Source organism: Paenibacillus sp. FSL R7-0345 (genome assembly GCF_038595055.1).
Taxonomy (GTDB): Bacteria; Bacillota; Bacilli; order Paenibacillales; family Paenibacillaceae; genus Paenibacillus_AQ.
In genome coordinates this window covers 925,574-949,952 of sequence record NZ_CP152002.1, presented here as the reverse complement: position 1 = coordinate 949,952, position 24,379 = coordinate 925,574, and the positions used below count along the sequence as shown (strand labels likewise).

18 protein-coding genes are annotated in these 24,379 nt (G+C 53.7%); 11 read left to right on the top strand and 7 right to left on the bottom strand.

Annotated elements, in window-relative coordinates; translation table 11 throughout:
• Positions 1-4: 4 nt before the first annotated feature.
• From NST84_RS04040 to NST84_RS04025, 4 genes are all read right to left on the bottom strand, one after another.
• Entirely contained in the window at positions 5-823 is an 819-nt protein-coding gene (locus NST84_RS04040; RefSeq protein ID WP_342564357.1) for an ABC transporter permease, read from the bottom strand.
• 25 nt (positions 824-848) lie between these two features.
• A complete protein-coding gene (locus NST84_RS04035; RefSeq protein WP_342564356.1) occupies positions 849-1,811 on the bottom strand; it encodes a nucleoside hydrolase in 963 nt (320 codons plus the stop codon).
• A gap of 2 nt (positions 1,812-1,813) precedes the next feature.
• Positions 1,814-2,899, bottom strand: coding sequence for an ABC transporter substrate-binding protein (locus NST84_RS04030; protein ID WP_342564355.1), 1,086 nt, complete (start codon positions 2,897-2,899; stop codon positions 1,814-1,816).
• A 183-nt stretch (positions 2,900-3,082) separates the two neighbouring features.
• Positions 3,083-3,427 carry a hypothetical protein gene (locus tag NST84_RS04025; protein ID WP_042172970.1) on the bottom strand — a complete coding sequence of 115 codons (345 nt, stop codon included), beginning with the start codon at positions 3,425-3,427 and terminating at the stop codon, positions 3,083-3,085.
• 368 nt (positions 3,428-3,795) lie between these two features.
• Between NST84_RS04025 and NST84_RS04020 the strand changes: the two genes are divergently transcribed.
• Complete coding sequence (locus NST84_RS04020) at positions 3,796-4,182, top strand: hypothetical protein (RefSeq protein ID WP_342564354.1); 387 nt, start codon at positions 3,796-3,798, stop codon at positions 4,180-4,182.
• A 74-nt stretch (positions 4,183-4,256) separates the two neighbouring features.
• On the opposite strand, the gene NST84_RS04015 is transcribed toward NST84_RS04020, so the two are convergent.
• Together NST84_RS04015 and NST84_RS04010 are read right to left on the bottom strand one after the other, a co-directional pair.
• The gene (locus NST84_RS04015) at positions 4,257-6,413 is read right to left on the bottom strand and encodes an alpha-galactosidase (protein WP_342564353.1); all 2,157 of its coding nucleotides are present in this window, start codon (positions 6,411-6,413) and stop codon (positions 4,257-4,259) included.
• Between the two features lie 572 nt (positions 6,414-6,985).
• Positions 6,986-9,604, bottom strand: a complete 2,619-nt coding sequence (locus NST84_RS04010; protein ID WP_342564352.1) for a glycoside hydrolase family 2 protein — start codon at positions 9,602-9,604, stop codon at positions 6,986-6,988.
• A gap of 440 nt (positions 9,605-10,044) precedes the next feature.
• Between NST84_RS04010 and NST84_RS04005 the strand changes: the two genes are divergently transcribed.
• The 10 genes from NST84_RS04005 (at position 10,045) to NST84_RS03960 (ending at position 19,304) form a co-directional block, all read left to right on the top strand.
• On the top strand, positions 10,045-11,391 hold the full coding sequence (locus tag NST84_RS04005; protein WP_342564351.1) for an extracellular solute-binding protein: 1,347 nt from the start codon (positions 10,045-10,047) through the stop codon (positions 11,389-11,391).
• Between the two features lie 124 nt (positions 11,392-11,515).
• Entirely contained in the window at positions 11,516-12,409 is an 894-nt protein-coding gene (locus tag NST84_RS04000) for a sugar ABC transporter permease (protein WP_342564350.1), read from the top strand.
• 1 nt (position 12,410) lies between these two features.
• Positions 12,411-13,244: a carbohydrate ABC transporter permease gene (locus NST84_RS03995; RefSeq protein ID WP_068721885.1), complete on the top strand. Its 834-nt coding sequence runs from the start codon at positions 12,411-12,413 to the stop codon at positions 13,242-13,244.
• A gap of 24 nt (positions 13,245-13,268) precedes the next feature.
• Entirely contained in the window at positions 13,269-15,092 is a 1,824-nt protein-coding gene (locus NST84_RS03990; protein WP_342564349.1) for a sensor histidine kinase, read from the top strand.
• Positions 15,093-15,173: 81 nt separating this feature from the next.
• On the top strand, positions 15,174-16,673 hold the full coding sequence (locus tag NST84_RS03985) for a response regulator (protein WP_342564348.1): 1,500 nt from the start codon (positions 15,174-15,176) through the stop codon (positions 16,671-16,673).
• Between the two features lie 11 nt (positions 16,674-16,684).
• A complete protein-coding gene (locus NST84_RS03980; protein ID WP_342564347.1) occupies positions 16,685-17,410 on the top strand; it encodes a fused MFS/spermidine synthase in 726 nt (241 codons plus the stop codon).
• A gap of 27 nt (positions 17,411-17,437) precedes the next feature.
• Positions 17,438-17,734: a hypothetical protein gene (locus tag NST84_RS03975; protein WP_342564346.1), complete on the top strand. Its 297-nt coding sequence runs from the start codon at positions 17,438-17,440 to the stop codon at positions 17,732-17,734.
• A 31-nt stretch (positions 17,735-17,765) separates the two neighbouring features.
• Complete coding sequence (locus NST84_RS03970) at positions 17,766-18,062, top strand: transposase (RefSeq protein WP_342564345.1); 297 nt, start codon at positions 17,766-17,768, stop codon at positions 18,060-18,062.
• Positions 18,063-18,073: 11 nt separating this feature from the next.
• The gene (locus NST84_RS03965) at positions 18,074-18,931 is read left to right on the top strand and encodes an IS3 family transposase (protein WP_342566341.1); all 858 of its coding nucleotides are present in this window, start codon (positions 18,074-18,076) and stop codon (positions 18,929-18,931) included.
• A 25-nt stretch (positions 18,932-18,956) separates the two neighbouring features.
• Entirely contained in the window at positions 18,957-19,304 is a 348-nt protein-coding gene (locus NST84_RS03960; protein ID WP_342564344.1) for a hypothetical protein, read from the top strand.
• Between the two features lie 79 nt (positions 19,305-19,383).
• Here NST84_RS03960 and NST84_RS03955 read toward each other — a convergent pair whose 3' ends face one another.
• Entirely contained in the window at positions 19,384-24,378 is a 4,995-nt protein-coding gene (locus tag NST84_RS03955) for a DUF4132 domain-containing protein (RefSeq protein ID WP_342564343.1), read from the bottom strand.
• Position 24,379 lies beyond the last annotated feature (1 nt).

Here is a 24,379-nt window from a genome sequence, read left to right as displayed (position 1 = left end):
GTTCTCACCCCTTCGGATTCAAGCGGTTGGCCCAGGCATTCATCAGCCCGACCACCACAAATGTAATGACAATCATAATGACCGCGATGACCGAGGCCGCCTGCCAGTCATTCAGCGTCATGGCGTTCTGGTACAGAAAGGTAGATACCACCCGTTCCTTACCGCCGAGCAGCGCAGGCGTTGTATACGCCGTAAGGCTGCCGACAAAGACGAGAATGCCGCCGATAATCAGGCCCGGCACCGTCAGCGGGAAGGTGATTTTGCGGAACGCGGCAAACGGGGAAGCCCCCAGACTGCGCGCCGCCCGCACCAGCTCGTGATCCAGATTCTCCATAACCCCGAGCAGGGTGATAATGATCAGCGGCAGGAACAGATGTATAAGCCCGATCATCATCGCTGTCGGTGTATAGAGGATATCGAGCGGTTTCTCGATCAGTCCGATGTTGACCAGGAAGGAGTTGATCAGCCCTTTTTTGCCGAGGATAATCATCCAGCTAAAGGACCGTACAACAGGGCTCGTCAGCAGCGGAAAAATCGACAGTGCCAGCAGAATGCTCTTTTTGCGGGCGCTTGCCCGGGAGATATAATAAGCCGCCGGATAGCCGAGCAGCATGCAGACCAGCGTCGTCACCACACTCACCCGGAGCGTAGTCAGCAGGATGCGGTTAAAGTACCCGTCCCGGAAAAAATGCAGATACCCTTCGAGCGTCAGCTTCCCGTCCTGCACAAACGTGGAGGCAATGGTCAGCGTAATCGGGACCAGCATGAAGGCCGCCAGGAATAACAGGCCCGGCAGCAGCAGGTACAGTGCTTTTTTGTTCATTCTAATGACTCCCGTCCTTCTTCTGCTATTGGTTCAGGCTGTTAAAGCTATTGCTGTTCAAGCTGTTAATGAAGCACTCCAGAAAAGCGGGCGCATCCACCTCCAGGCAGACACCGGCATTCACCGGTTTGCCCAATCGGTTCTGAAAATCGCAGACGGTCTGCCCGTCGCACAGGTCACTTCTTGTCTCAACATCCACATAATAATCGTGCACAGTAACGAACGAGCGGTTCAGTGCCACACCTACCGCCAGCGGATCATGCAGCGCACAGGCCTGCACACCATTCCGTTCCCAATATCGCGTGCGGTAATCCGCCGTACTCTTCTCCACATAATCGCGGATGACCGGATTCTGCAGCCTCGCTATATCGTCTGCGCTCAGCAGCGCCTTGCGGGTTACGTCCAGTCCGACCAGCGTCAGCCGGGGGAACCCGGCCGCAAGCACCAGCTTGGCCGCCTCCGGATCGACATATATGTTGTATTCCGCCGTGGGCGTAATATTGCCGAAGCCCTGCACCACGCCGCCCATCACAATGACCTCGGCGGCATGCTGCGTAAGCTCCGGGCATTTATGCAGCGCACGCGCCAGGTTGGTCAGCGGCGCGGTCATAATCAGCGTGACCTCACCGGGCTGCGCCAGCACCTGGCGGATGATGAAATCCTCCGCCCGCTCTGCTTCCGCCTGCTTCGTTACGGCCATATCGGCAAGTGCCCCGCCGATTCCGTCCGAGCCGTGTACACGGTGCTCGAACACGCTATCCCGGACCAACGGCTGGTCCGCCCCGCGGAAGACCGGAATCTGCCCGGACACGCCGAGCAGCTCCAGAATTTTGCAGGTATTCAGGGTCGCCTGGTTCAGCGAGACATTGCCGCTGACCGTGGTAATCCCGAGAATATCGAGTTCTCCGCTTGTGACGGCCAGCATAATGGCCAGCGCATCGTCCACTCCTGTATCTACATCCAGAATGATTTTTTTACGCGCTGTCATCCTTAGCCGCCGATCTCACGGTTGAAACGGTCAGTCCACTCAGTGATGTGCTGGTTCACAAACGACATGTCCAGCTTGCGCAGCTGTCCGATAACATCTGCACCGTAAGTCACGCCTACCGCTTCTTCCGGTGTCAGCATGACGTTCATGTTAACCGGAGAATCCACTTTTGCTTTGGCGGATGCCGCCTGTACTTCATCGCTCAGCTGCCAGTTGATGAATTCTTCAGCCAGCTCTTTATTGTCACTGCCTTTAACTACGTTAACGGTGTTCATTACGGCATACGCGCCTTCAGATGGTGCCACGAATTTGGCATCCGGCACAGCAGCCTGCAGATCCTTAAAGTACATTTCCATGATCGGGCCGCCGGCGATTTCCTCCTGGCCGAACATGTTTACATACTCCGAGGTCTGACCGTAGTATTTCACAACATTGCTGTCCAGCTCTTTCAGCTTCGTGAACGCTGTATCTTCGTTGAAGTCCGCGTTGCCAGCTGCAAGAGATGCCGCATCAACGATCATCGGGCCTGCTGTAGCGGTAATCGCTGGCATCGCCAGGTTTTTATCAAACTTGGTCCACAAATCGCTCCATGCGGTTACTTCACCTGAAGTCAGAGCAGGGTTGTAGGCAATGCCCAGACGTCCGATCGTGTACGCGGGACCGTATTCTGCACCAAGCGGTGCTTTTGCAATATCATAGATATTCTGGATATTCGGAATGTTTTTGCTGTCGATCATTTCGAACAAACCTTCATTAATCGCCTGCTGCGCGTAATAGTCGGACAGGTAGACCACATCGACATCAGAGCTGCCTTGACGGATTTTGTTCAGGCGCTCGGCGTTGTTGCCGATTTCCACGACAATTTTGACATTATGCTCTTTCTCAAAAGGCGCATATACCGCTTCCTTGAAGAAATCCTCCGAGAAGCCCCAAGTGGAAATGACCAGTTCTGCCGGCTCTCCGGACGCTGTATTTCCTGTTGCTGCATTGTCAGTACCTGTGTTGTTCGTTGCCGCATTGTTGGAACCGCAAGCCGCCAGCATTGAAGTCAGGGCCAGGGCAAGGCCGGTAGTCATGATCTTTTTCATTAGTAAAAAACCTCCTGAGAATATAGTTGTAATCTATTTTTCCATAAAAAAAAGAAAGCATTCTTGTAGGAACAAGAACACTTTCCTTTGTGTAAACAAAGTTAAGAGCTACCCGTTATAGAAGGACGGTCTTCGCTTAAGATAGATCAAAAGCAAAAATCCGCGGATATTAAGATGAAGCTGTCATTCCCCGGCCAGTATCATATTCGTAAAAGCCCACTGGGTCGGTGCATCGTAATCTCTGAGCAGAACCTCAATCGTTAAGCCCATCTCTTCTTCAAGCCGTTCTTTAAATCTTTTCTTAAACAGCAGCGACATCCGGAAGTCCACTTCCTGCTTAAGCTCCGGCGCCTCCCCTTCCAGGGCGGTCGACCGTGGAGATCTGCGGTGCTTGGCGTGAAAGGTAATGACCCGCTGATCGACAGATACGCGGAGCAAGGTCGTCCCGAAACCAAACAATTCCTTGGAGATCTCATTGTAGATCTGGCACATCTTCTTCTTCTGCTCGCTGTTCTCCAGTTCTGCCATGGAACCACCTTTGAAAACCAGAATATCGTACAATCACATCGAGATTAATTGCTATTATACATAGTTAATGTGTTTTCGGCAACAAAAAATCTAAAACTGACATGAAAAGCACGCTAAACCCGAACGTTGAACGTTAAGTGAACGGGGAATGATAAGGAAATAGCAGGGGTATACCTGGTGAAAACAGCCCTTTAACCGTTTGGTTCCGTGTTTGGGGGGGCTGAGTGTAAGGTCTGAGCATATGGCGGCGGGCACTGAATGTGAGGCTATGAGCATATGGCGGCAGGTGCTGAATCTGAGGCCATGAATCTATGGCGGCTGGTGCGTGTGTGAGGTCGTAAGCATATGAAGGCAAGTGCTGAGACCGCGTGCGCAGCAATCAAGGGCGGGCCGGCGGCGCAGGGATCAAGGGCATTTTTGCCCTTGATTCCGCCATTTCAGCCGGCGGCGCAGGGATCAAGGGCATTTTTGCCCTTGATTCCGCCGTTTCGCCCGGCGGCGCAGGGATCAAGGGCATTTTTGCCCTTGATTCCGCCGTTTCGCCCGGCGGCGCTGGAATCAGAGGCATTTTTGCCCTTGATTCCGCCGTTTCGGCCGGCGGCGCAGGAATCAGAGGCATTTTCGCCCTTGATTCCGCTGTTTCACCCGGCGGCGCTGGAATCAGAGGCGTTTTTGCCTTTGATTCCGCTGTTTCGCCCGGCGGCGCTGGAATCAGAGGCATTTTTACCTCTCATTCTTTTATTCTTCCCAAGTAAATTTAAAAAAGCCAGGTTTCCCTGGCTTACTCAAAGCTATGCATTTAATTAATTATGTTGTTTAATCAACCTCATTAATCCTGCGCCTTCAAATGGAAGCAGCCGCTCACATAATCGCGCTGGATGTCCGGCAGCGCCAGTCCGGCCTGCATCAGCCGGTCACCGCCAAAGACTTCACCGCTATCCAGCACTGTGTAGTCAAGATCCGGATTCAAACCGCGGACCTTCAGCGTCCGGCGTGCCGGGTACGGCACAGCCATTACACGGAAGTAGTATACAAGCGCCTCCCGTTGATCATCGGAAACAAACATCCACGCCGTTTCGTTACCCTCGAACGGACTCTGCAGGCGGTACAGGTTGCCCTGCTGTACGAGGCTGCGGATTTCTTTATAATTCGCTACCTGCTGCTTCACTAGTTCCTTTTCTTCTTCTGTGAACTTGGTCAGGTCAAGCTCGTAGCCAAAGTTACCGGACATTGCGACATCCCCGCGGAACGACAGCGGTGTAACCCGGCCGACCTGGTGGTTCGGCACTGCCGAGACATGCGCCCCCATCGCACTTATTGGATAGACCAAACTGGTGCCGTACTGGATCTTCAGGCGTTCAGCCGCATCCGTATCATCACTGGTCCAGGTCTGTGGCATGTAATAGAGCATACCCGGGTCAAACCGGCCGCCGCCGCTGGAGCAGCTCTCGAACAGAATATGCGGGAAATCACCTGTCAGGCGGTCGATCAGCTCATACAATCCAAGCACATAGCGGTGGGCCGTTTCGGCCTGGCGCTCAGCCGGCAGTTCAGCCGAGCCGATCTCCGTCAGGTTACGGTTCATGTCCCATTTCACATAGGCGATAGGTACGCTGGAGAAAATTTTGCTAAGCGCATTATAAACGTAATCCCGTACCTCCGCACGCGTCAGATCAAGCACCAGCTGCCAGCGTGCTTCAGTCCGCCGGCGTCCTGGCACATGGAGACACCAGTCCGGATGCGCGCGGTACAGATCGCTGTCCGGCGAGATCATCTCCGGCTCGACCCACAGGCCGAATTGCATTCCCAAGTCATTGACCCGCTTTGCCACATCTGCCAGTCCACCCGGCAGCTTGCGCAGATCCTCGGTCCAATCGCCGAGTGAGGAGTTGTCGGCATCGCGTTTACCGAACCAGCCGTCATCGAGCACAAACAGCTCGATGCCCAGCTTGGAACCTTCGGCAGCAATATCCACCAGCTTGTCGGCATTAAAATTGAAGTAGGTTGCTTCCCAGTTATTCACGAGAATCGGACGCTCTTTATCACGGAAGGTTCCCCTTACCAGACGTGTGCGGTACAGGCGGTGATAAGTCCGTGACATGCCGCCGAGGCCTTCAGCCGAGTAAACCATCACTGCTTCCGGGGTCTGGAAGCTCTCTCCCGGTGCCAGCCGCCAGGAAAAATCAAACGGGTTCAGCCCGATACCCAGCCGGGTATGACTGAACGCGTCCACTTCGGCTTCAATGGCGAAGCCGCCGCTATAGACCAGGGAGAAGCCATATACTTCTCCCTGATGCTCGTCGGTTCCCGGCTTCGCCAGCGCAGCAAACGGATTGTGCTGATGGCTGCTCATACCACGGCGGGACTGCAGTGCCGTCGTGCCCTGCTCCAGCCGTCTGCGGGTGAGATTTCCTTCCCGCGACCAGCCGCCGGACAGATAGATCAGGTCAAACTGGCCGTCTTCCGGGAAATCGACGGAAGCGCTCAGCGCACGGAGCAGGTCCAGCGGAGCCTGCCCGTCATTGACCAGCTCTACCGAGCGGGCAATGACATCTGTGTCGCGGTATACCGTGTACCGCAAGATTACATTTAGCGCTGTGTAATCATCACGCAGCGTAATTTCCAGTGTATCCGCTTCTTCCGGCGACTCTACATACACGGATGGAAGTCCGGCAAGCTGCGGCTTGCCTGCCAGCACCCGGTATCCGGTGTACTGCAGCTCTGTGATCCGCGTGCCATCCTCCAGCTTGACCTGGTAAGCCGGCACCCGGTAATCTCCGGTGCCGTACTGCGGGTATTCCTGCGGAAGCCGGTCAAGGGCAGTACCCACGCCCAGATGCGGCAGTCCGTCCAGATTGCCGTCATGACGCAGCTTTTTGCCCCAATATACGTGCACAGGATAGTTGTTATAAAGACCGATAATATAGCTCATATCCTTGCTCTGCAAATGAAATATTCCTTTGTCTTCCTGTACCCAAATGGCCATTTTCCGGCTCCTTCTCCCTAATAGTTAGGTATGTTTTATCTCACTCCGCCAGTTTGTCCACGCCGGGTGAATTTAGTGGGATTTTTCCCTCTAATTCAGCCCTGGCAGCACCCTTCAGTCGCATTTAGTGGGATTTTTCCCTTTAATTCAGCTCTGGCAGCACCCTTCAGCCGCATTTAGTGGGATTTTTCCCTCTAATTCAGCTCTGGCGGCACCCTTCAGCCGCATTTAGTGGGATTTTTCCATCTAATTCAGCCTTGGCAGCACCCTTCAGCCGCATCTAGTGGGATTTTTCCCTCTAATTCAGCTCTGGCAGCTCCCTTCAGCCGCATTTAGTGGGATTTTTCCCTCTAATTCAGCCTTGGCAGCACCCTTCAGCCGCATTTAGTGGGATTTTTCCCTCTAATTCAGCCCTGGCGGCACCCTTCAGTCGCATTTAGTGGGATTTTTCCCTCTAATTCAGCCTTGGCAGCACCCTTCAGCCGCATTTAGTGGATTTTCCCCTCTATTCACTTCTCTGCGCAAGAAGGTTTGAACCTTGCGCATCATCACGGATAAGCCGCCCGCTCGCCTTACTTCACATAATCCGCCATAGAGCGGATTTCGAGTCCTTGCGGGGCAGCCGGAACAAAGTCCGGTGCACCAGCACCTGCTTTATCCTGTGCTTTCACTCTACTCGCCGCCCCGGCGGCTCTTCCGGTTTCCACTCCCGCTCCAGCCCCGCGCCGCTGTGAGAACTGCACAGTCTTCACCTCGCCCGGAAGCAGGTCAAAATAGTTATCCGAGAAGATACCTTCCTGCTCCGCTGTCAGGTATACGCCTCTGGCCAGCACGTCAGTGCTGACGGTGAAGCTTAAGCCGCCGCTGCCCGGCACCTCAGCCAGTGTAAGAACCGGCTGGTCCAGCTTCAGCTCCTTAGCCGCTGCAAAGTAATGCTCCTTACGCTCAAGCAGCGAACCATCCGCAGCCTCCAGAGCAGCTACCAGCACGACTTGTTCCGCAGCATAGCCCCCAAGCAGCTCCGCCACCGGCACCGAGAACACAACCGCCGACGAATCAGCTTCAAGCTGCACAGGCTGCTTCCATTCCTTCAGCACCGCTCCGCTGAAGTCATGCAGCCGCACCGCCAGCTCCCCGCTGAGCGCTTCCCGCAGATCGGAAACCGCATAAACCTGCACCTTCTCCCCGTCAGTTACCTCCACAGAAAGGAGAACATCCTTGAAGCTCCGGCGCGCGGTATACTGCAGCGCCTTCCAGCGGCCGTAGTAATCCATGCCCGCCCAGGAAGCTACCGGCCAGCAGTCGTTCATCTGCCAGTACAGCGTTCCCATGCAATACGGCTTGTTCCGGCGGTGGCTCTCAATCGCCATCCGCATCGCCTCTGCCTGAAGAATCTGGCTCATGTACAGGAATGACTTAAAGTCCTTTGCCTCTGGCAGATAGATATCCATATATTCCTTGATAATTTGATTACCGCGGCCGTTTTTCTGGTGAGCCAGCATCACTTCCGATTCCAGCTCCATGTCCTTCTCTTCCGCGTAGGTCAGCACCGATTTCAGCTCGGGGAAGGACTGGAAGCCGTATTCACTCATGAAGCGGCCGACTTTAACGTTGTAGTTCTCGAACGGCTCGATCCCGTGCCATACGCCCCAATAATGAATATCCCCGTCTCCCGCGATGCGCACAGCGTGCTGATCGATATCATTGGTAAGCTCACGCAGTGGAGACGACGGCCAGTAATCAATCCCCGGATGATTCGCTGCTACCGCTTCCGGCAGAATCCGGTGGAAGATTTCCTCATAAGCAGCCCACAGCGTCTCCCGGATCTCAGCACTCAGCTTCTCTTTCCAGCCCCAGCCCATGTTTTCTTCAAACTGTGCCCAGGCGGAGTCAATCTCATTGTTACCGCACCACAGCGCGATAGATGGATGATTGCGCAGCCGCTTCACATTGTACTCTGCTTCCTTTTGCACATTTGCCAGGAATGCCCCGTCTCCCGGATACATGCTGCAGGCAAACATAAAGTCCTGCCACACCAGCAAGCCGTACTCATCACACAGACGGTAAAATACTTCCTCTTCATAAAAGCCGCCGCCCCATACACGCAGCATGTTCATATTCGACTCTGCCGCTGATGCGATCTCATGCCGGTAGCGTTCTTCCGTTACTTCTGTAATAAAGCTGTCATTCGGTATATGGTTGGCACCCTTTGCAAACACCGGCACACCGTTCAGCTCGAATTTGAATGAGGCGCCTTTTGCATCCGGTTTGCGGATCAGCTTGATTTCCCGCAGACCTGTCTTCACCTCAGCTTCAGCCAGCACAGCCCCGTTCTCCAGCAGCCCCGCCCGGAACAGGGTTAACTCCGGCGCTCCCAGCCCGTTACACCACCACAGGCGAGGCTGATCCATTACCAGCTCCAGCTCCACTGTGCCCATACCCGGCTCCAATGTAACTGCCCGAGTCCACTCCTGCCCCTCCGCAGTAATCCGCAGCGTCCCTTCCCACGCCTCCGGTGCATCCACTTCCACAATTGCCGTCAGACGCGCCTCTTCCTTCTTAATAACATCCTGACGGATGTACAAATCCTTAATTGCCGCAGCATTCCGTCCGGTAAGCACGGCTTCACGCCAGATCCCGCTGGTCAGAAAACGCGGGCCCCAGTCCCATCCATAATGATAGGGTGCTTTGCGCGCAAAAACGCTGATCCGTTTCTCCCCGAGACCACCCAGCTCGGACTGGTCGTTCGGGGCAGGCAGGTCATAGCCCAGCTGTTCGAGCTTCGGCAGATCCTCTTTTACGGCAGAACGGAATCTCACCACAATCTCATTTGCACCTGTCCGCAGCAGATCCTTGACATCCATCGTCCACGCCAGGAACATATTATCCGCCGAAAGCGCATGCACATTATTCACATAAACATCGGCATATGTATCCAGTCCGGCAAAATTCAGCTCCGTAACCGCCAGGCTCTGCCAATCCTCATCCAGCTGCAGCGTGGTTCTGTACTCCCAATCCTTCTTATCAATCCATTGCAGACCGTGCTCGTTCGTTCCATAAAAAGGCTGATCAATCAGCCCGTTACGCAGCAAATCCGTATGCACCGTACCCGGCACCACTGCCGGAAGCCACGCCTCATCTCCAACGGCCCTGAATTCCCAATTGTCCAAAACATGCTGTTTGTGTGTCATGAGTCCTCCTAAAAGTTTTGTGAGCCTATGCTCCATTGATTTTGCTTCGTACAAAACTCGCTTCGGAAGCATACGCTTAAGTTTTGTGAGCCTATGCTCCATTGATTTTGCTTCGTACAAAACTCGCTTCGGAAGCATACGCTTAAGTTTTGTGAGCGTATACTTCCTGATCTGCTTCGTACAAAACTCGCTTCGGAAGCATAGGCAAAAGTTTTGCCAGCATACACTGAAGTTTTGTTAGCCTTTATATACCTGCTTTTTCTAATACCATCCGATAACCATTGTATTTTGTTATTATATTGTTAGCAACAATCTAATTATAATCCCAGAAAGAAAACAAATAAAGACAATAAATAATAATTCAATACATTTATCCAGCGGATGAATCGCGCTATAATATCAATGTAAACGCTAACAATAAACGAAAAGGGGACAACGCAATGAGAAATAAGTTATTTTCGTTATCTTTTGTTATCATTATGGCTCTATCTCTATCCTTAACTGGCTGTGGTTCAAACAACAATAACAACACAGCCACCGCCACAGACGAACCTGCAGCAACCGCTGCTCCTGCTAACACCGGCGGAGATACAGCGGCAACCACTGAACCGGCAGCCCCAAGCGGCGCGGACATCAGCGGCAAAATCACCTTCCTCACCAACAGAACCGACATGATCGGCAAAGAGTATGACGAATATGTTAAGCGCTTTAATGAAAAGTATCCGAATATCAAGGTTGAATTCGAAGCCTCCCAGACCGACTACAACCAGCAGGCAAAAGTCAGAATGGCCAGCGGCGAGCTTCCTGACGTAATGTTCATCCCTACCATTCCTAACTCCGATCTGCCTAAATATTTTGCTTCACTCGACGACCTCGGTCTGACCGACCAGATTACCTTTAAAGATTTCAAATCCTATGAAGGCCAGCTGTACGGCATCACCACCGGTAACTCCACCACCGGGATTGTCTATAACAAGAAAGCCTTTGCCGATGCCGGCATCACTGAAATTCCTAAGACCTGGGACGAATTCCTCGCTGCCTGTGAAAAGCTGAAGGCTGCCGGCGTTGTGCCGCTCGCTTCCAACTTTAAAGACAAATGGCCGCTGAACGACTGGGTGTACTCCGTTCCCCGGATTATCGACGGCGACCCTAATTTCCCGAACGAGAAGCTGACTTCCGATACTCCTTTTACCATGGACAACGGCTACGGCAAATCGCTGAGCCTGCTTAGAGAGCTGAATGAGAAGGGCTATCTGGAAAAAGACATCAACTCCACCAACTGGGAACAATCGAAGAAAGACATTGCATCCGGCAAATTCGCCATGTACTACCTGGGCAACTGGGTCATCAACCAGGTTATCGGCGCAGGCACAACTTCCGACAATGTAGGCTTTTTCCCGCTCCCTTATGACAACTCGGGCACAATTACGGCTCCCCTGAGCCCTGACTTCTTCTACGCAGTAGCCAAAAACAGCAAAAATGTTGACGCTGCTAAAGCTTTTGTTAAATGGATGATTGAAGAATCCGGTTATGAGGATTTTGCCGGCTTCATCTCTCCGCTCAAGGGCAAAGAATCCAACCTGACTCAGCTGAAAGAATTCCAGGCTACCGGTGTAGTCCTGCAGGAAGGTACTGTGGATGACGCACAGGTTACTGAAATCACCAACAAAGCCCAGCTCGACCTGCCGGCTATGGCTCAGGAATTCGTCCTGGCTAAAGATCCGCAAACTGTCTTCGACAAATGGAATAAAGCATGGGCCAAAGCCAAAAAAGACCTCGGCTATTGATCCTGTAGACACGCTGCAGCTTAGCTCCGCATAAACTCCGGCGCAAAATGGATTATGCCTTCTCTGGATAATCCATTTTGTCGTCATGCCAAAGAAACGCTTTTACGGAAAGAAGGTTGAAGACATGTTCGGCACATTATCCTATAACAAACAAAAGTTAATTATCATCATTTCCTTTCTGACCATTCCGCTGCTGCTGCTGGCAACGTTCACCTACTACCCTGCCCTTAAGCTCATCTATTACAGCTTCACCAACTGGGACGGCTACAGCCCGGAGAAACCTTGGGTCGGCCTGGACAATTACCGCGAGGTGTTCGGCAATCCGGATATTTTCAAGGTGTTCACACATAACTTTGCCTACTTCGTCATGGGGATTGTCCAGAACATCGTCGCCATCTACTTCGCTGTCGTACTGAGCAGTAAGCTGCGCGGCAAAAACGCCTTCCGCATTATGCTCTTCCTGCCTTATATTATGAACGGTGTCGCGGTGGCTTTTATGTTCGGTTATGTTTTTGACACCACCAACGGCTCCCTGAACCTGTTCCTGAACAGCATCGGGCTTACCGGACTCGGCCAGACCAGCTGGCTCGGTACCGAAGGGCTGGTTAACTACTCGCTCGCTTCGACCGGCTTCTGGCGGTTCATGGGCTATAACATGGTAATCTATATCGCTTCTTTGCAGGCTATTCCAAAGGATATCTATGAAGCGGCCAAAATAGACGGTGCAGGCTCCTTCCAGACATTATGGAGAATCACCCTGCCTAACATGAAGCCGGTCATTCAGCTCAACCTGTTCCTGACTGTTACCGGCGCGCTCGAAGTATTCGATCTGCCGTTCGTGCTGACCAAAGGCGGCCCGGCCGGCGCCAGTGAGACTTATGTGCAGAAGGTCGTCGATACGGCATTCGCTTTTAATAACTATGGCCTGGCCTCGGCCATGAGCATTATCCTGCTCTTCTTTGTTGTCATTGTGCTGCTGGTGCAGCAGTTAGTACTTAGCCGGGGAGGAGACAAATAACATGACCCACAGCAAATTCCGCACTGTTGATTTTCTCAAATACGTTTCGCTCCTGATCGGGGTGTTTGTCGTCCTTTTCCCGCCTTACGTGGTTATCGTCAATGCCTTCAAATCTACGGATGAATTCAACACCAGCAGCTCTATGGCTCTCCCGAAAAGCTTCCTGAACTTTGACAACTTTATCGCCGTGTTCCAGCGCGGAGGTCTGCTCAGCGGCTTCGGCAACGTGCTGGTGATCATCATAATTACATTGACCCTGAACATTCTGTTTGGCACAATGGTGGCATACGTGCTGGGCCGCTTCAATTTTAAACTGAAACCGCTTGTATTCGGAGCTTACCTGGTCGCTACCATCATTCCGAGCATCACCACCCAGGTCGCCACCTTCGGTATTATCAAAAGCCTGGGGCTCTATAACACACTCGGCGCTCCCATTGTGCTCTACATCGGTGCTGACGTGATCCAGATCATTCTGTATCTGCAGTTTATCCGCAATATTCCGTTTGATCTCGACGAGAGTGCCATGGTGGAAGGGGCTTCCCTGTTCAAAATCTACCGTTCGATCATCTTCCCGCTCCTTACCCCGGCAACCGCTACGCTGGTGATCCTGAAGACGATCAGCATTTACAATGACATGTACATCCCTTACCTTTATATGCCCAAACAAAGCCTTGGCGTGGTGACCACGATCCTGATGCGGTTCCAGGGGGTCAACTCGGGCGAATGGAATCTGATCTGTGCGGCGATTTTGCTGATTTTGCTGCCGACGGTCATTCTGTACTTCTTCCTGCAGCGTTATATTTTTGAAGGAGTTACCAGCGGCGCGGTAAAATAGGGGTGTACGGAAAGGAACAACTTAGTGGTTTCCTATATCCTGAGCATTCCGCGCAGACTCTGGCTGTTCCTGGCCAACCTGCCCATGGAGCGCAAGCTGATTGTCGTATTCGTCTTTGTGCTCTCCCTGCCGATCACCTATGTCAGCTACCTGTCCTCGCGCTCTACCTTCAATTCGGTGCTGCAGAGCTCCACGAAGAGTGCCGGGCAGATGGCGGGCAATGCCTCGGATACCATCGACAGATATATCGCCGACCTGAAAAGATACACCGCATTGCCGCTATACAACACTGATGTACAATCCTATCTGGAGCAGCAGAACGCCGACTGGGAAAAGAACACCGGCATGTCGATGTTCCTGAGCTATTTGATCCATACCAAAGAAGAGATGACTGCCGTATACTTAGTGGATAAATACGGTTACGTGTTCTATGACCGGTCTCCCGGGATTAATGAGCTGTTCCCGGCAGAACGGATAACGCAGTGGCGGGATCTGACGGAAGAGGCCGGGGTAGCTCCCGTTGTGCAGGGCCGGCACACCATCCGGGTGAACGCCACTCAGCACCGCGAGGTGTTCAGCGTGATGCGGACAGTCTCTTCCGTCAGCATGCTGAAGCCGATCGGGATGATCGTATTCGACATCGACATCAAGCTGTTCAAAGGCATCGCCGATCCTGTAAACGCCGTCACCCAAGGTAATACGATCATAGCGGATGAGCATGGCGGGCTGGTTTATGGCGGTGAGGCTAAAGATTCGCAGGGCGTGGATACCGATAAACAAGATAACGCTCTGGCTCTGCTGCTGCAGCAGACGACGGGCCCTGAAGGACATTTTCAGATCAGGCTGGAAGATCAGGACTATCTGGCCGTATACACCGTATCGCAGAAAACCGGCTGGACGACAATGGTTACAATCCCGCTGGAACGTATCCTTACCCCGGTGCAGAAAACCCGCAACACGCTGATTTTGACAACACTGGCGATTGTCGCCATTGCTTTGGTGGTAGCCACCTTTATGTCCTATGCGCTGACCAAGCCGCTCAAATCACTGGTCCGGCTGATGAAGCAGGTGCAGCACGGCAATCTGGATGTGTGGCTCTCCCCCAAATATAATGATGAGATTGGAATGATCGGCAGCCACTTCAACCGGATGATCATCCGGGTCAAGGACCTGCTCCAGGAAGTGGCGCTGACCGAAAAACGCAAGCAGAAGGCCGATATGCGGGCTTTGCAGAACCAAATCAACCCGCATTTCATTTACAATACGCTGGAATCCATCCGTATGCTGGCGGAGGGCAGTGATGATCCGCGTGTAGCGGAGCTGACCTACCTGCTTGGGCTGCAGATGCGCTACGGCATTGTCCGCAGCGAGGAAATGGTAACAATCCGCCATGAGCTGGATCATGTGCGCAACTATCTCAACCTGCTGCAGATCCGCTTCCCGGATAAATTCAGGCTGGATATTAATGTGCCTGAACAATTCCTCCCGCTGCCGGTACTTAAGCTGGTATTCCAGCCGGTTGTCGAGAACGCTGTATTCCACGGTCTGGAGCCAAAAGAGGGCCCGGGTACCCTCAGCATCACCGCGTGGAGTGAGGATGGCAAAACCGTATTTTGTGTTGCCGATGACGGTGTCGGCATGGACGGGAGCACGCTGCGCCTGCTGAACAGCAACCTGCTGAACAGCACCGACAGCGAAATGTTTGGCATCGGGCTGCGCAATGTCAATGAGCGGCTGCGGCTGCACTACGGCAGCTCCTGCGGGCTGCAGGTGTTCAGCGAGCCTGGCCGCGGCACCCGTGTCATTCTGCGGATCGACGATCTCGGAGATGCACCGGACGAAGAATAAGACTGCTTGGCTGAACTGGAGTGCTGCAAGAAGGCGAAAGCTGCGGTGGGAGAAAGAGATCCAGGAAAGGGGGAACCGGCATTGCTGCGCATAGTAATTGTAGATGATGAGGTACTGATCCGCGAAGGCCTGGCCCGGATGATCAGCAAAGAGAGCAGCACCTTTTGTGTCATTGGCACCTATCCGGACGGCAAGCAGCTGCTGGATGAGCTGCCCGCCCTGCAGGTAGATGTTGTCATTACCGATATCCGCATGCCGCAGATCGACGGACTGGAGCTGATCAAACGGCTAAAGGCCGGGTATCCGCAGATCCGGACACTGCTGATGAGCGGGTTCACCGAATTTAATTATGCCAGGGAGGCGATCCGCAGCTCTGCTGTGGACTACCTGTTGAAGCCGATTAACAAGGAGCAGCTCTTTGAGGTGCTCCATTCGCTTGAGCAGGAGCGGAAGCTGCAGCGGGACAAGGAAGAACGCCAGCGCTCCGGCCTGCTGCTCTCGCTGCTGCAGATCGCAGAGCCCTCGGCTGCGCTGATCAGCGGCATTCTCCTGCCCCTTCCCTGTTTCACAGTCACTGTTGTGAAAGGCGGACGTCTGGAAGGAGCCATAGCCTATGCAGACCGCCTCCGGGAAGATCAGAGGATTATCTCTGATCTGCTTGAGGTTTATAAAGGGCTGCTGGCCTGGGTCCGCTATTCCCGGGAGCCGCTTACCCTTGCCGAGCGGCGGGAGCCAGCCAGTGAAGTCGGGATGGCTTGCCCGCAGCAGCGGCTCCACCTCGGGGTCAGCCGCTCTTATGACGATCCGGCACAGCTGCGGACCGCCTATCTCGAAGCCAAGCTAGCCTGCGATGCGGGAATCTATAACCCGCAGCCGCTGCATTATGCTACTATTGAGGAATTGAGGCCTGCCGGTCACGAAACCGCTGCCGATCCCTTCCTTCCGCTTCGGGAGCAGCTCATTCATGAGCTGCAGATTCTCAACATACCCGGAGTCCGGGAATGGATTCACAGGCTGTTCTGCACCTTCGAGGCACAACAGGCCGATCCGGAGCTTATTATCCGCTGCCTGCAGCAGGTGGAGGAAACGGTACGTAATGAGCTCAAGGAATTTGAGGCGGCCCACTGGCAGGAGAACCGTCCGAGACTGGAAGAGAGCATCCGGTCCTGCATGAGCCTCGGCGAGATTGAAGAACTGTTCACTTCCATTCTAATTGCTGTGCTGGATGATATTCGCACCCACCGGCTGGAGATGTCCGGTACGGCGGTCGAAACGGTGAAGCGCTGGGTATCTGCCCACTATAAGCAGCATGCGGATCTGAATATGCTGGCCGGAATGGTTTTTTTGACGCCAAGCTATTTAAGCAAGCTGTTCAAGCAGGAGACGGGACTGACCCTGACCGATTATGTCATTGAAATCCGCATCCGGACAGCCAAGCAGCTGCTGAAGAGCAGCCCGGATCTGAAGGTACACGAAATCGGCACCGAGGTCGGCTATCCTGATCCTGCCTACTTCAACAAGCTGTTCAAAAAAATCGTCGGCGTCACGCCGAATGAATACAAACGAATTTCCCACGTATAGGAGTCCTTGATTTGCAGCCACAGAATAACAATGATGAAATCCTGGTGTATGAAACTACAGAGTTATATGGGGAAAAAGGACGCTTCCGCGTCCTCCAGTTTTCCGGAGATGCTATCCAGGGAGCGCTTGATCTGGAGCAGCCGAAGCGGATTGTGTTTGAATACCCGCGGGCGATGATTCACTTGATGGAGTATAACCGGCCGCTATTTCAGGATGTCTTCCTGATCGGGCACGGGATAGGCACGATCGCCGGTTATTTTGCGGATAAACACTTCAAGGTGGCCGAGGTGAATGCGGAGGTCGTCCGTTACAGCCGGTCCCATTTCGGCTACACGCAGGACAACGTCATGACCGGCGACGGCCGCAGCCTGCTGGAGTCGGAACGGGACGGCCAGTACGATTACATTCTGCTGGACGCCTTTACCGCCTCCGGTACGCCGCAGCATCTGATCTCCCATGAGTTTTTCCGGCTGACCCGCTCCAAGCTCCATTCCGGCGGCTCCATCCTCATGAACCTGATGGGCAAAAGCGAAAACGACCGCCTGATGAACGCCATCCACACCACGCTCAGCGAACATTACCCCTATGTTGAAGCCTTCGCCCTGCCCGCAGAGGGCGCTGCGGATGTCCGCAACATCATCATGATGGGCAGCGGCCGCCCGATCACCTATCAGGCCCGCCACCTGGCCGGCTTCATCCCGGTCACCCTTGGCCAGGGGCATGTGATTTGGGACTGAGGGGCGGGCTGCAGGAGGAACGTTCAGGTGCCAGATCTGCCGGCTGGCCTCGTTGGGGAGTCCCAGACTAGCGGAACGTTTGCCTTTCATTTGTTCCTCCCGCTCACTTTCGGCGGAATCAGAGGCACTTTTGCCTTTGATTTGCCCATTCTGCTCACTTTCGGCAGAATCAGAGGCACTTTTGCCCTTGATTTGCCCATTCTGCCCACTTTCGGCGGAATCAGAGGCACTTTTGCCCTTGATTTGCCCATTCTGCCCACTTTCGGCAGAATCAGAGGCACTTTTGCTGTTAGTATAAATAGTGGACACTCGTTAAGAGAATGAGAGAAAATACAATTAACGAGGAGGTGTCCACATGAGTGGAACACGAAAAAGCTACAACGAGGAATTTAAACGACAGACGGTAAAGTATATCCAGGAGCAGACCAAGACGGTGGCGGAGTTAGCCCAGGAGCTGGATATCCCTGCAAAAACCATACATCAATGGTTAGGGAAATACCGGCAGTTCCAGAACGAACCCGTTTCCAGCCCAGAGCAAACGAGTGAGTTCAAACGGCAACTGGAGGAAAAAGATCAAACCATCGCTAGAATGGCAGAAGAGATGGAAATCCTAAAAAAAGCAGTGCACATCTTCAGCAATCCAAAGAACTAAGATTCCAGTTTATCGAAGATCATCGCTCCCGGTTCTGTGTGGAGAGGATGTGCAGCGTACTACAGGTGTCAAGGAGCGGCTATTACAAGTGGAGAACGGCCAAGCCAGGTCCGCAAGCAGCCCGAAAAGCGTTGCTATGCCAGCGGATTACTTATCATTTTCACGATACCCATGGTCGCTATGGCAGCCCTAAAATCACTATCCTCCTGCAGCGTGAAGGGCAAAAGGTCAGCGAACGTACCGTTGGAAAATACATGAGAGAACTCGGCCTGCGCTCCTGTGTCGCCAAGAAGTTTCGTGTGCATACGACCGATTCTAATCACGAGTTACCCATTGCACCGAACCTGCTAAATCAGCAATTTAAGACAAAAAAACCCAACAAGACCTGGGTTGCAGACATTACCTACATCCCCTGCCGTGAGGGACGGCTGTACCTGGCCAGCGTGCTCGACCTTTGCACCCGAGAAATCGTAGGCTGGAGGCTTGGCGATCGAATGACTACCGACCTCGTCTTAGATGCCCTGGACGACGCTCACAAGGCGAAACGCCCGAAGAAAGGCCTAATCCACCATTCCGATCGTGGCTCACAATACGCCTCCAAGGAGTACCGTGAGCGTTTGAAGAAGTACCGTATGAAAGCCAGTATGAGTCGTAAAGGTAACTGTTATGACAATGCCTGTATTGAATCTTTCCACAGCTTACTTAAGAAAGAGTTTGTGTACTGCACCCGATTCAAAACGAAGAAACAAGCCTATGACGCGATCTACCAGTACATTGAGTTTTTTTATAACCGCAAACGAATCCATGGTGCACTAGGCTATCTTTCGCCGGTTCAATTTGCAGCGAAATTTAAGCAGAAGGCAGCTTAATTCTTTTAAAGTTACGTCTACTTTCTTGACGGAGGTCCATTTTGCCCTTGATTTGCCCATTTTGCCCACTTTCGGCGGAATCAGAGGCACTTTTGCCCTTAATTTGCCCATTCTGCCCACTTTCGGCGGAATCAGAGGCACTTTTGCCCTTGATTTGCCCATTCTGCCCACTTTCGGCGGAATCAGAGGCACTTTTGCCCTTGATTCGCCCATTCCGCCCGCCATCGGCGGAATCGGAGGCACTTTACTTTACTCTTTCCACTCCTTCACCCTGCTGCCGCGCGCCCTTTCCTCCAGTTGCACCTTCACCCACGCCGAAACCAGAAAAATGACTCCCGGCCATCCGGGAGTCATTCCAAATCCAATCTTCTAACTCTAACTTTAATCCTATCCTCATAACCTTAATCCTAAGCTCTAAAACCAATCCCTAAACTAACTCTCCTTACCTCGCACTATCCCCGCAGCTGCGACAGAATCGACGGATCCTTGATCTTCGTGTCTTCCGCCAGCAGCATTACCTTGGACAGAATTTCCGCGGTCCGCGGGTCCTCGTCCAGGAACGGCAGGAATAGCCGGCCGCGGTGCTGGGAATGCACCGGAATGATATGCAGCGCGCCGCTAGCCTGCTTGTAGACCTGGCCGCTGCCCAGATGAACGGCATATTCGCCCAGCTTACCGTCAATCCGCGCGTAATTCCCGTCAAGACGCACATTCCCGATCTTCAGGAGACGCAGCGACTCATTGACAATGACGCGGCGCATTTCCACTGTGGTCAGGCTGGCTTCCGGATCTACTCCGCCAACATGGGCAACGCTGACCACCAGATCTACATCGCGCATTACTTCGGAGAAGATCAGCGGCGGCACCTGGTCCAGCGGGACATTTTTATACGTCTTGCGGTCGATGAATTCCACACTTTCCAGCGCCGGCGCTTCGGTATCCGCCGGTGAGAACCAGTCCGCCATAGCGTACAGCCGCACGATTAGATTGGCGGCATAATAAACCTTCTGCAGCCCTTCTTCGTAGCTGACTGTCCACTGGCGTTCGCGGAGCAGCGCAACAGTCTTGCGCGGCTGCACCTGATGGCCGGCATAACGCTGAGACACTGTCGCACTGGCCAGCTCATCCGCGTTCGGCAGGTACAGCTCACGGAATACCTGTTTGAACGGCTGTCTGATCTGCCGGTCGAACAGATCCTTCTGGTACGCGCTCCACTGCCCGCTGTTATAAAGATCCAGCGGATGCGCAATATACAGCTCCGCATCGGGAGCAATCACCGCTTCTTCTCCTGAAGGAGCAGCAAGCGTACCCGCATCCGGCTTAAAGTAGCCAAGCGCCGTCCCGCTGCGCAGGACCAGTGTCCGCAGCAGCGGTGCCAGCACCGGATTACAGCTTAGCGAGCTGATCTCCTGCAGTGTGAAGCTGCTGCCGGCTTCCATCGACCGCTCCAGCTCCACCCGGGCACGCCGGTACTGGCCGGTCAGCTCGCTGCGCGTTTCCCTCAGCGCTTCGATATACTCATGCTTCTTGAACCGGGTTGGCACGGACTTCAGCTGCTTGCCTTTACTTATGACTTCCAGCTCGCTTTGCCCCTGATCGTCGATGACCAGCCGGACGGAGGTGTCTTCATCCAGCATATGACGCTCGAAATAGGCGCCCAGCTCATCCAGCTTGCGGGCTTCAATATCCCACATCAGCCGGGTCACATCCGCATATCCTGCCGTACGGGCCAGATTGCCGAGGGCAATCCGGGCAGCCAGCCCTTCGCTGGCCCGGCGCTGTGCACCGAATGCTTTACTCTCGGCCAGGAAGCGCTGAATCAGCTCATACCGCTCCCGGACATCCTGATCCCGGTCTTCGCCGAGCGGAATCAGGCTATAGCTCAGCAGGTGATCCTTATTCCGCTTTTCGGTAACCGACGTCTTCATATCCGTGAGCTTCAGCTTGCCGAGTGCGGCATCGGCGAACAGCTGGGACCGGCGGTGATTGGAGCCGGCTGAGATATATTTGGCGCAATCGTAGAGCAGCGCAAAGCGCCTTTCCCCAAGTGTGTTATAAGCCGACAGGAACCAGTTTCCGTCAAAAGCCCCATCATTAAAGTCCTGCGGCGTAATTGGCGAATAATGGGCGACCACCGTTTCCTTTTCAGCCGAGAAGCTTTCATTAATATGAGCATGGAAGTACCAGGCAGCACTGCGCAGCCCCTCCCAGCCGAGATGCTCAGCCACAAGCTCAAGCCACTGCGGGGCATACATCGCCGCTTCCAGCAGCCTTTTTTCCGAAATATCGCCCTCTTTCAGCATCTTGCCCAGCATCGCCGTATCTTCACCTTCACGCGGATGGCAATTTTTCAGTAAATGGCTGAAGGTTTCCTTCTTGGTGATACTCCGCCCGTAGCCGTAAATATAACCGCGGACAAAGGTTTCCTTGTCGAGCCCATCCAGAATCCGGATAAAATACTCCATGCCTTCTATGCGCTGCAATCCCATTACGAGCGGTGTCACTTCAGTCGGCAGGTCACCGCGGGCCAGCTCAATCTCCATCAGTCGGTCAATCAGCCGGCTGCGGAGCGCCGTAATTTTAACACTGTCCTCGATCCAGGCCGTATTCCGGTGGGTGGACGTCAGATTCTGCATATGCTGCACATTACTCTGGCCGGTAAGCAGCTCCTTGTAAAGCTCGTTCTCGCCGATCCAGTCTGCTTCAAACGCCCGCAGATAATCATCAAGCGACAACTTGCCGTTCCACCAGTTCTGCGCCGGCGGCGTTATCTTGTCGAATGTATACAGGGTGCGGAACATTTCCTTAAAATCCTCCTGATCCGCCACTCTGCCCCTGATCATCAGCAGCCAGGGCTCGGCCAGGACATTCAGCAGCGGAGCTTCGCTTGCCATTCTTTCCTCCGGCATCGCAGCCAGCAGCGCATTCAGTGCCCGGTCAACGATCCTGAAGACCTCTTTCTTGGCACTGTCGGCAAAAAAGGCACGAATCAGCGTGTCCACATGCTGGCCGTATTTCAGTTTCTTCAGCAGCCGGTCCACTTCACTGATCCGCTGCAGCGGATAAACGGAGGCGGCAAATTCACCTCTCCAGCCGTCCAGCAGCTTATGCTTCCTTAACTCGTTGTAATCCATATTATTGCTGTAAAACCCGTGATAATCATTCAGCGTCTTGTTCAGATCCTCCAGCTGCAGATAGAAGTGGAGCTCCAGCAGACGCATGGCATCCCAGCCCTGTTCCTTTAAATAAGCAGACCAGACCTCATGCAGCGGATACTGCTCCAGCTGCGATGCGTTCTCTTCCTGCTCCCACAGGCTGTTCCATTTCAACGGCTGCAGTACAGTTCCGAGCAGCAGCGTTTCCTTCCGGTCCGAATAATCCTCATGCTCGTATTCCGTATCTCTATGCTCATGAATCAGCTGATCCAGCCCCTGCAGAAAAGCTTCTATCTCCTCAAGGCTGCTGCCGAATACTTCATCCCACGTAAAATCACCCGGCTGCGGCCCTTGAGTCAGCCATTCTTCGGTTTCAGCAGGATTAAACAAGCTGAACCCGTTCGCTGCCGTATATTCATTCCGGCGTTCCAGCTTGGCCAGCAGCTCCCGTTCCTTAGCCGACGGGCTGTCCATCGCCTCAATCAGCGGCTTCACCTGCTCTACAATGGCATTGCGCTGCTCATCCTCGAACAGCACGGTAGCCATCTCCAGCCCGGCCAGCCGCTGCAGGCTGTTCTTCTCCTGCAGCAGCCGTGCAACAGATTCCTGCAGCGAGGAATCCGGCTGGCTGAGCAGCAGCAGTGTTACGCTCTGGCGCAGTGAGCCGGTCTTCAGCTTCAGTAATCCCTCTGCCAGCAGCAGCTCCTGCGGAGTGAGCGTTAATTCCATTGCTTCGCTCAGCGCCAGCTCCCGGTTCTTCATGCTCTTATCAGAGAGGCTAGCGAACAGGAACTCCCGCTGGGCTTCCCTTAACGGATGCTCCAGGAAGCAGGATAGCAGCTCGCTGCGCAGATCACTGCTTAGCTGATCCTTCAGCTCAATGACTTCGTTAATCCAATCCTTGTCCATATCATAAGCAATCAGATAGAGCATTTTGCGGACAGGAAGGTCAGAGGTGTAGTTCACCTGGATGAACTCCAGTACCTTGGACGGCCCTGCTATTTCACGGCGGGACGGGTTCAGGAGCATTGCCTTAAGCAGAGCAAAATCCCGTCTGCGCTCCTCCTTGTCCTCCAGCTGCGGACTGCGGTCAAGGCTGATTTTGGGTTCATTCTTTTCCGGCCTCCACAGCCGGTTATAGCCGTAGCAGTAATTTAGCAGAACCCAGAATTGCAGCTCATTGTCCTGCTCCTGCAGGTTTTCCCTGGCAAGCTGCAGCCGCAGCTCCTTCTCCTGGCTGTTAGCCAGCAGGTACTGGGCGATAATCTTCTGGTATATCTGGCCGGTTGCCATCAGTTCCTTAATTCTTTCGTACAGCCCTGCTTCCTCATGCACCGCTGTTGCCCACAGACTGATATACACACGGTTTGCGTTAGCCTCTGACAGCCACTGCTCCCGCAGCTTTTCATCCTGCAAGGCCTGATAAGCATCTTCGATCAAGCCTTTGGCCACCCGCTGGTTCTGCGCCTCAAGCCCCATGCCCGTCCAGACGCCAAGTGCCCGTACTACAGAGCTGTAGCGGATAAAATCATTCTCAATAATAACCTGCAGCATGTACAGATTGTTCGCCAGTGTCCCTTCATCCATCCGTTCAACCAGGGACTGGCGCAGGCCTTCCTGCAGACGGGCGGCAATCAGCAGCTCACCCATCATGGCTGCTGCCTCCTGCCGGTGACTCATGAATACGCCCTTGATAATCTCGTAGCTCAGCAGAGCCCCCTGATTATCCCCGTAGACGATGTCCCGGATGATCTCCAGCATATCGCCGTCCGGGCGGTCCAGCTCATACGCGATGGCATCGCTCAGCACTAGGGAAATCCGGTGCTTCCGGCTATAATCTGCACCCAGAACCTCAACATTCTGCATATATGAGCTGAGCGGCAGCCCTTCCCGGTCCATCAGAATGAGTGAGCCCATTTTGCTGAGAATTGTGGTTACGTGAAGCTCAGGATTACCCGACCGGAACGGCCTGCGGGCATAACCTTTGCTGTAGGGATACTCCGTACAGTGTTCTACGATATATTGCATAACATCAGCCGTGTATGGACTGAACAATTTCCGGACCGCTCTAACCAGCGGCTCAAATAATGACTGCTGTGCGTCACCGGCAAGCTTTTTAAGCACATTCAAGCATTCCCGGCACTCCTCTTCTTCCCCGCCTATGTACTGTATTTTGCTTATCCTGATAATGAGCGAAGCCAGCCCGGATGTTTCAGCATCCATTTTCTGCGCCTTCGCCTGCAGCTCGGCATACCACTGCTTCTCCCGCTCTTCCGCGTTCAACATTCCCATG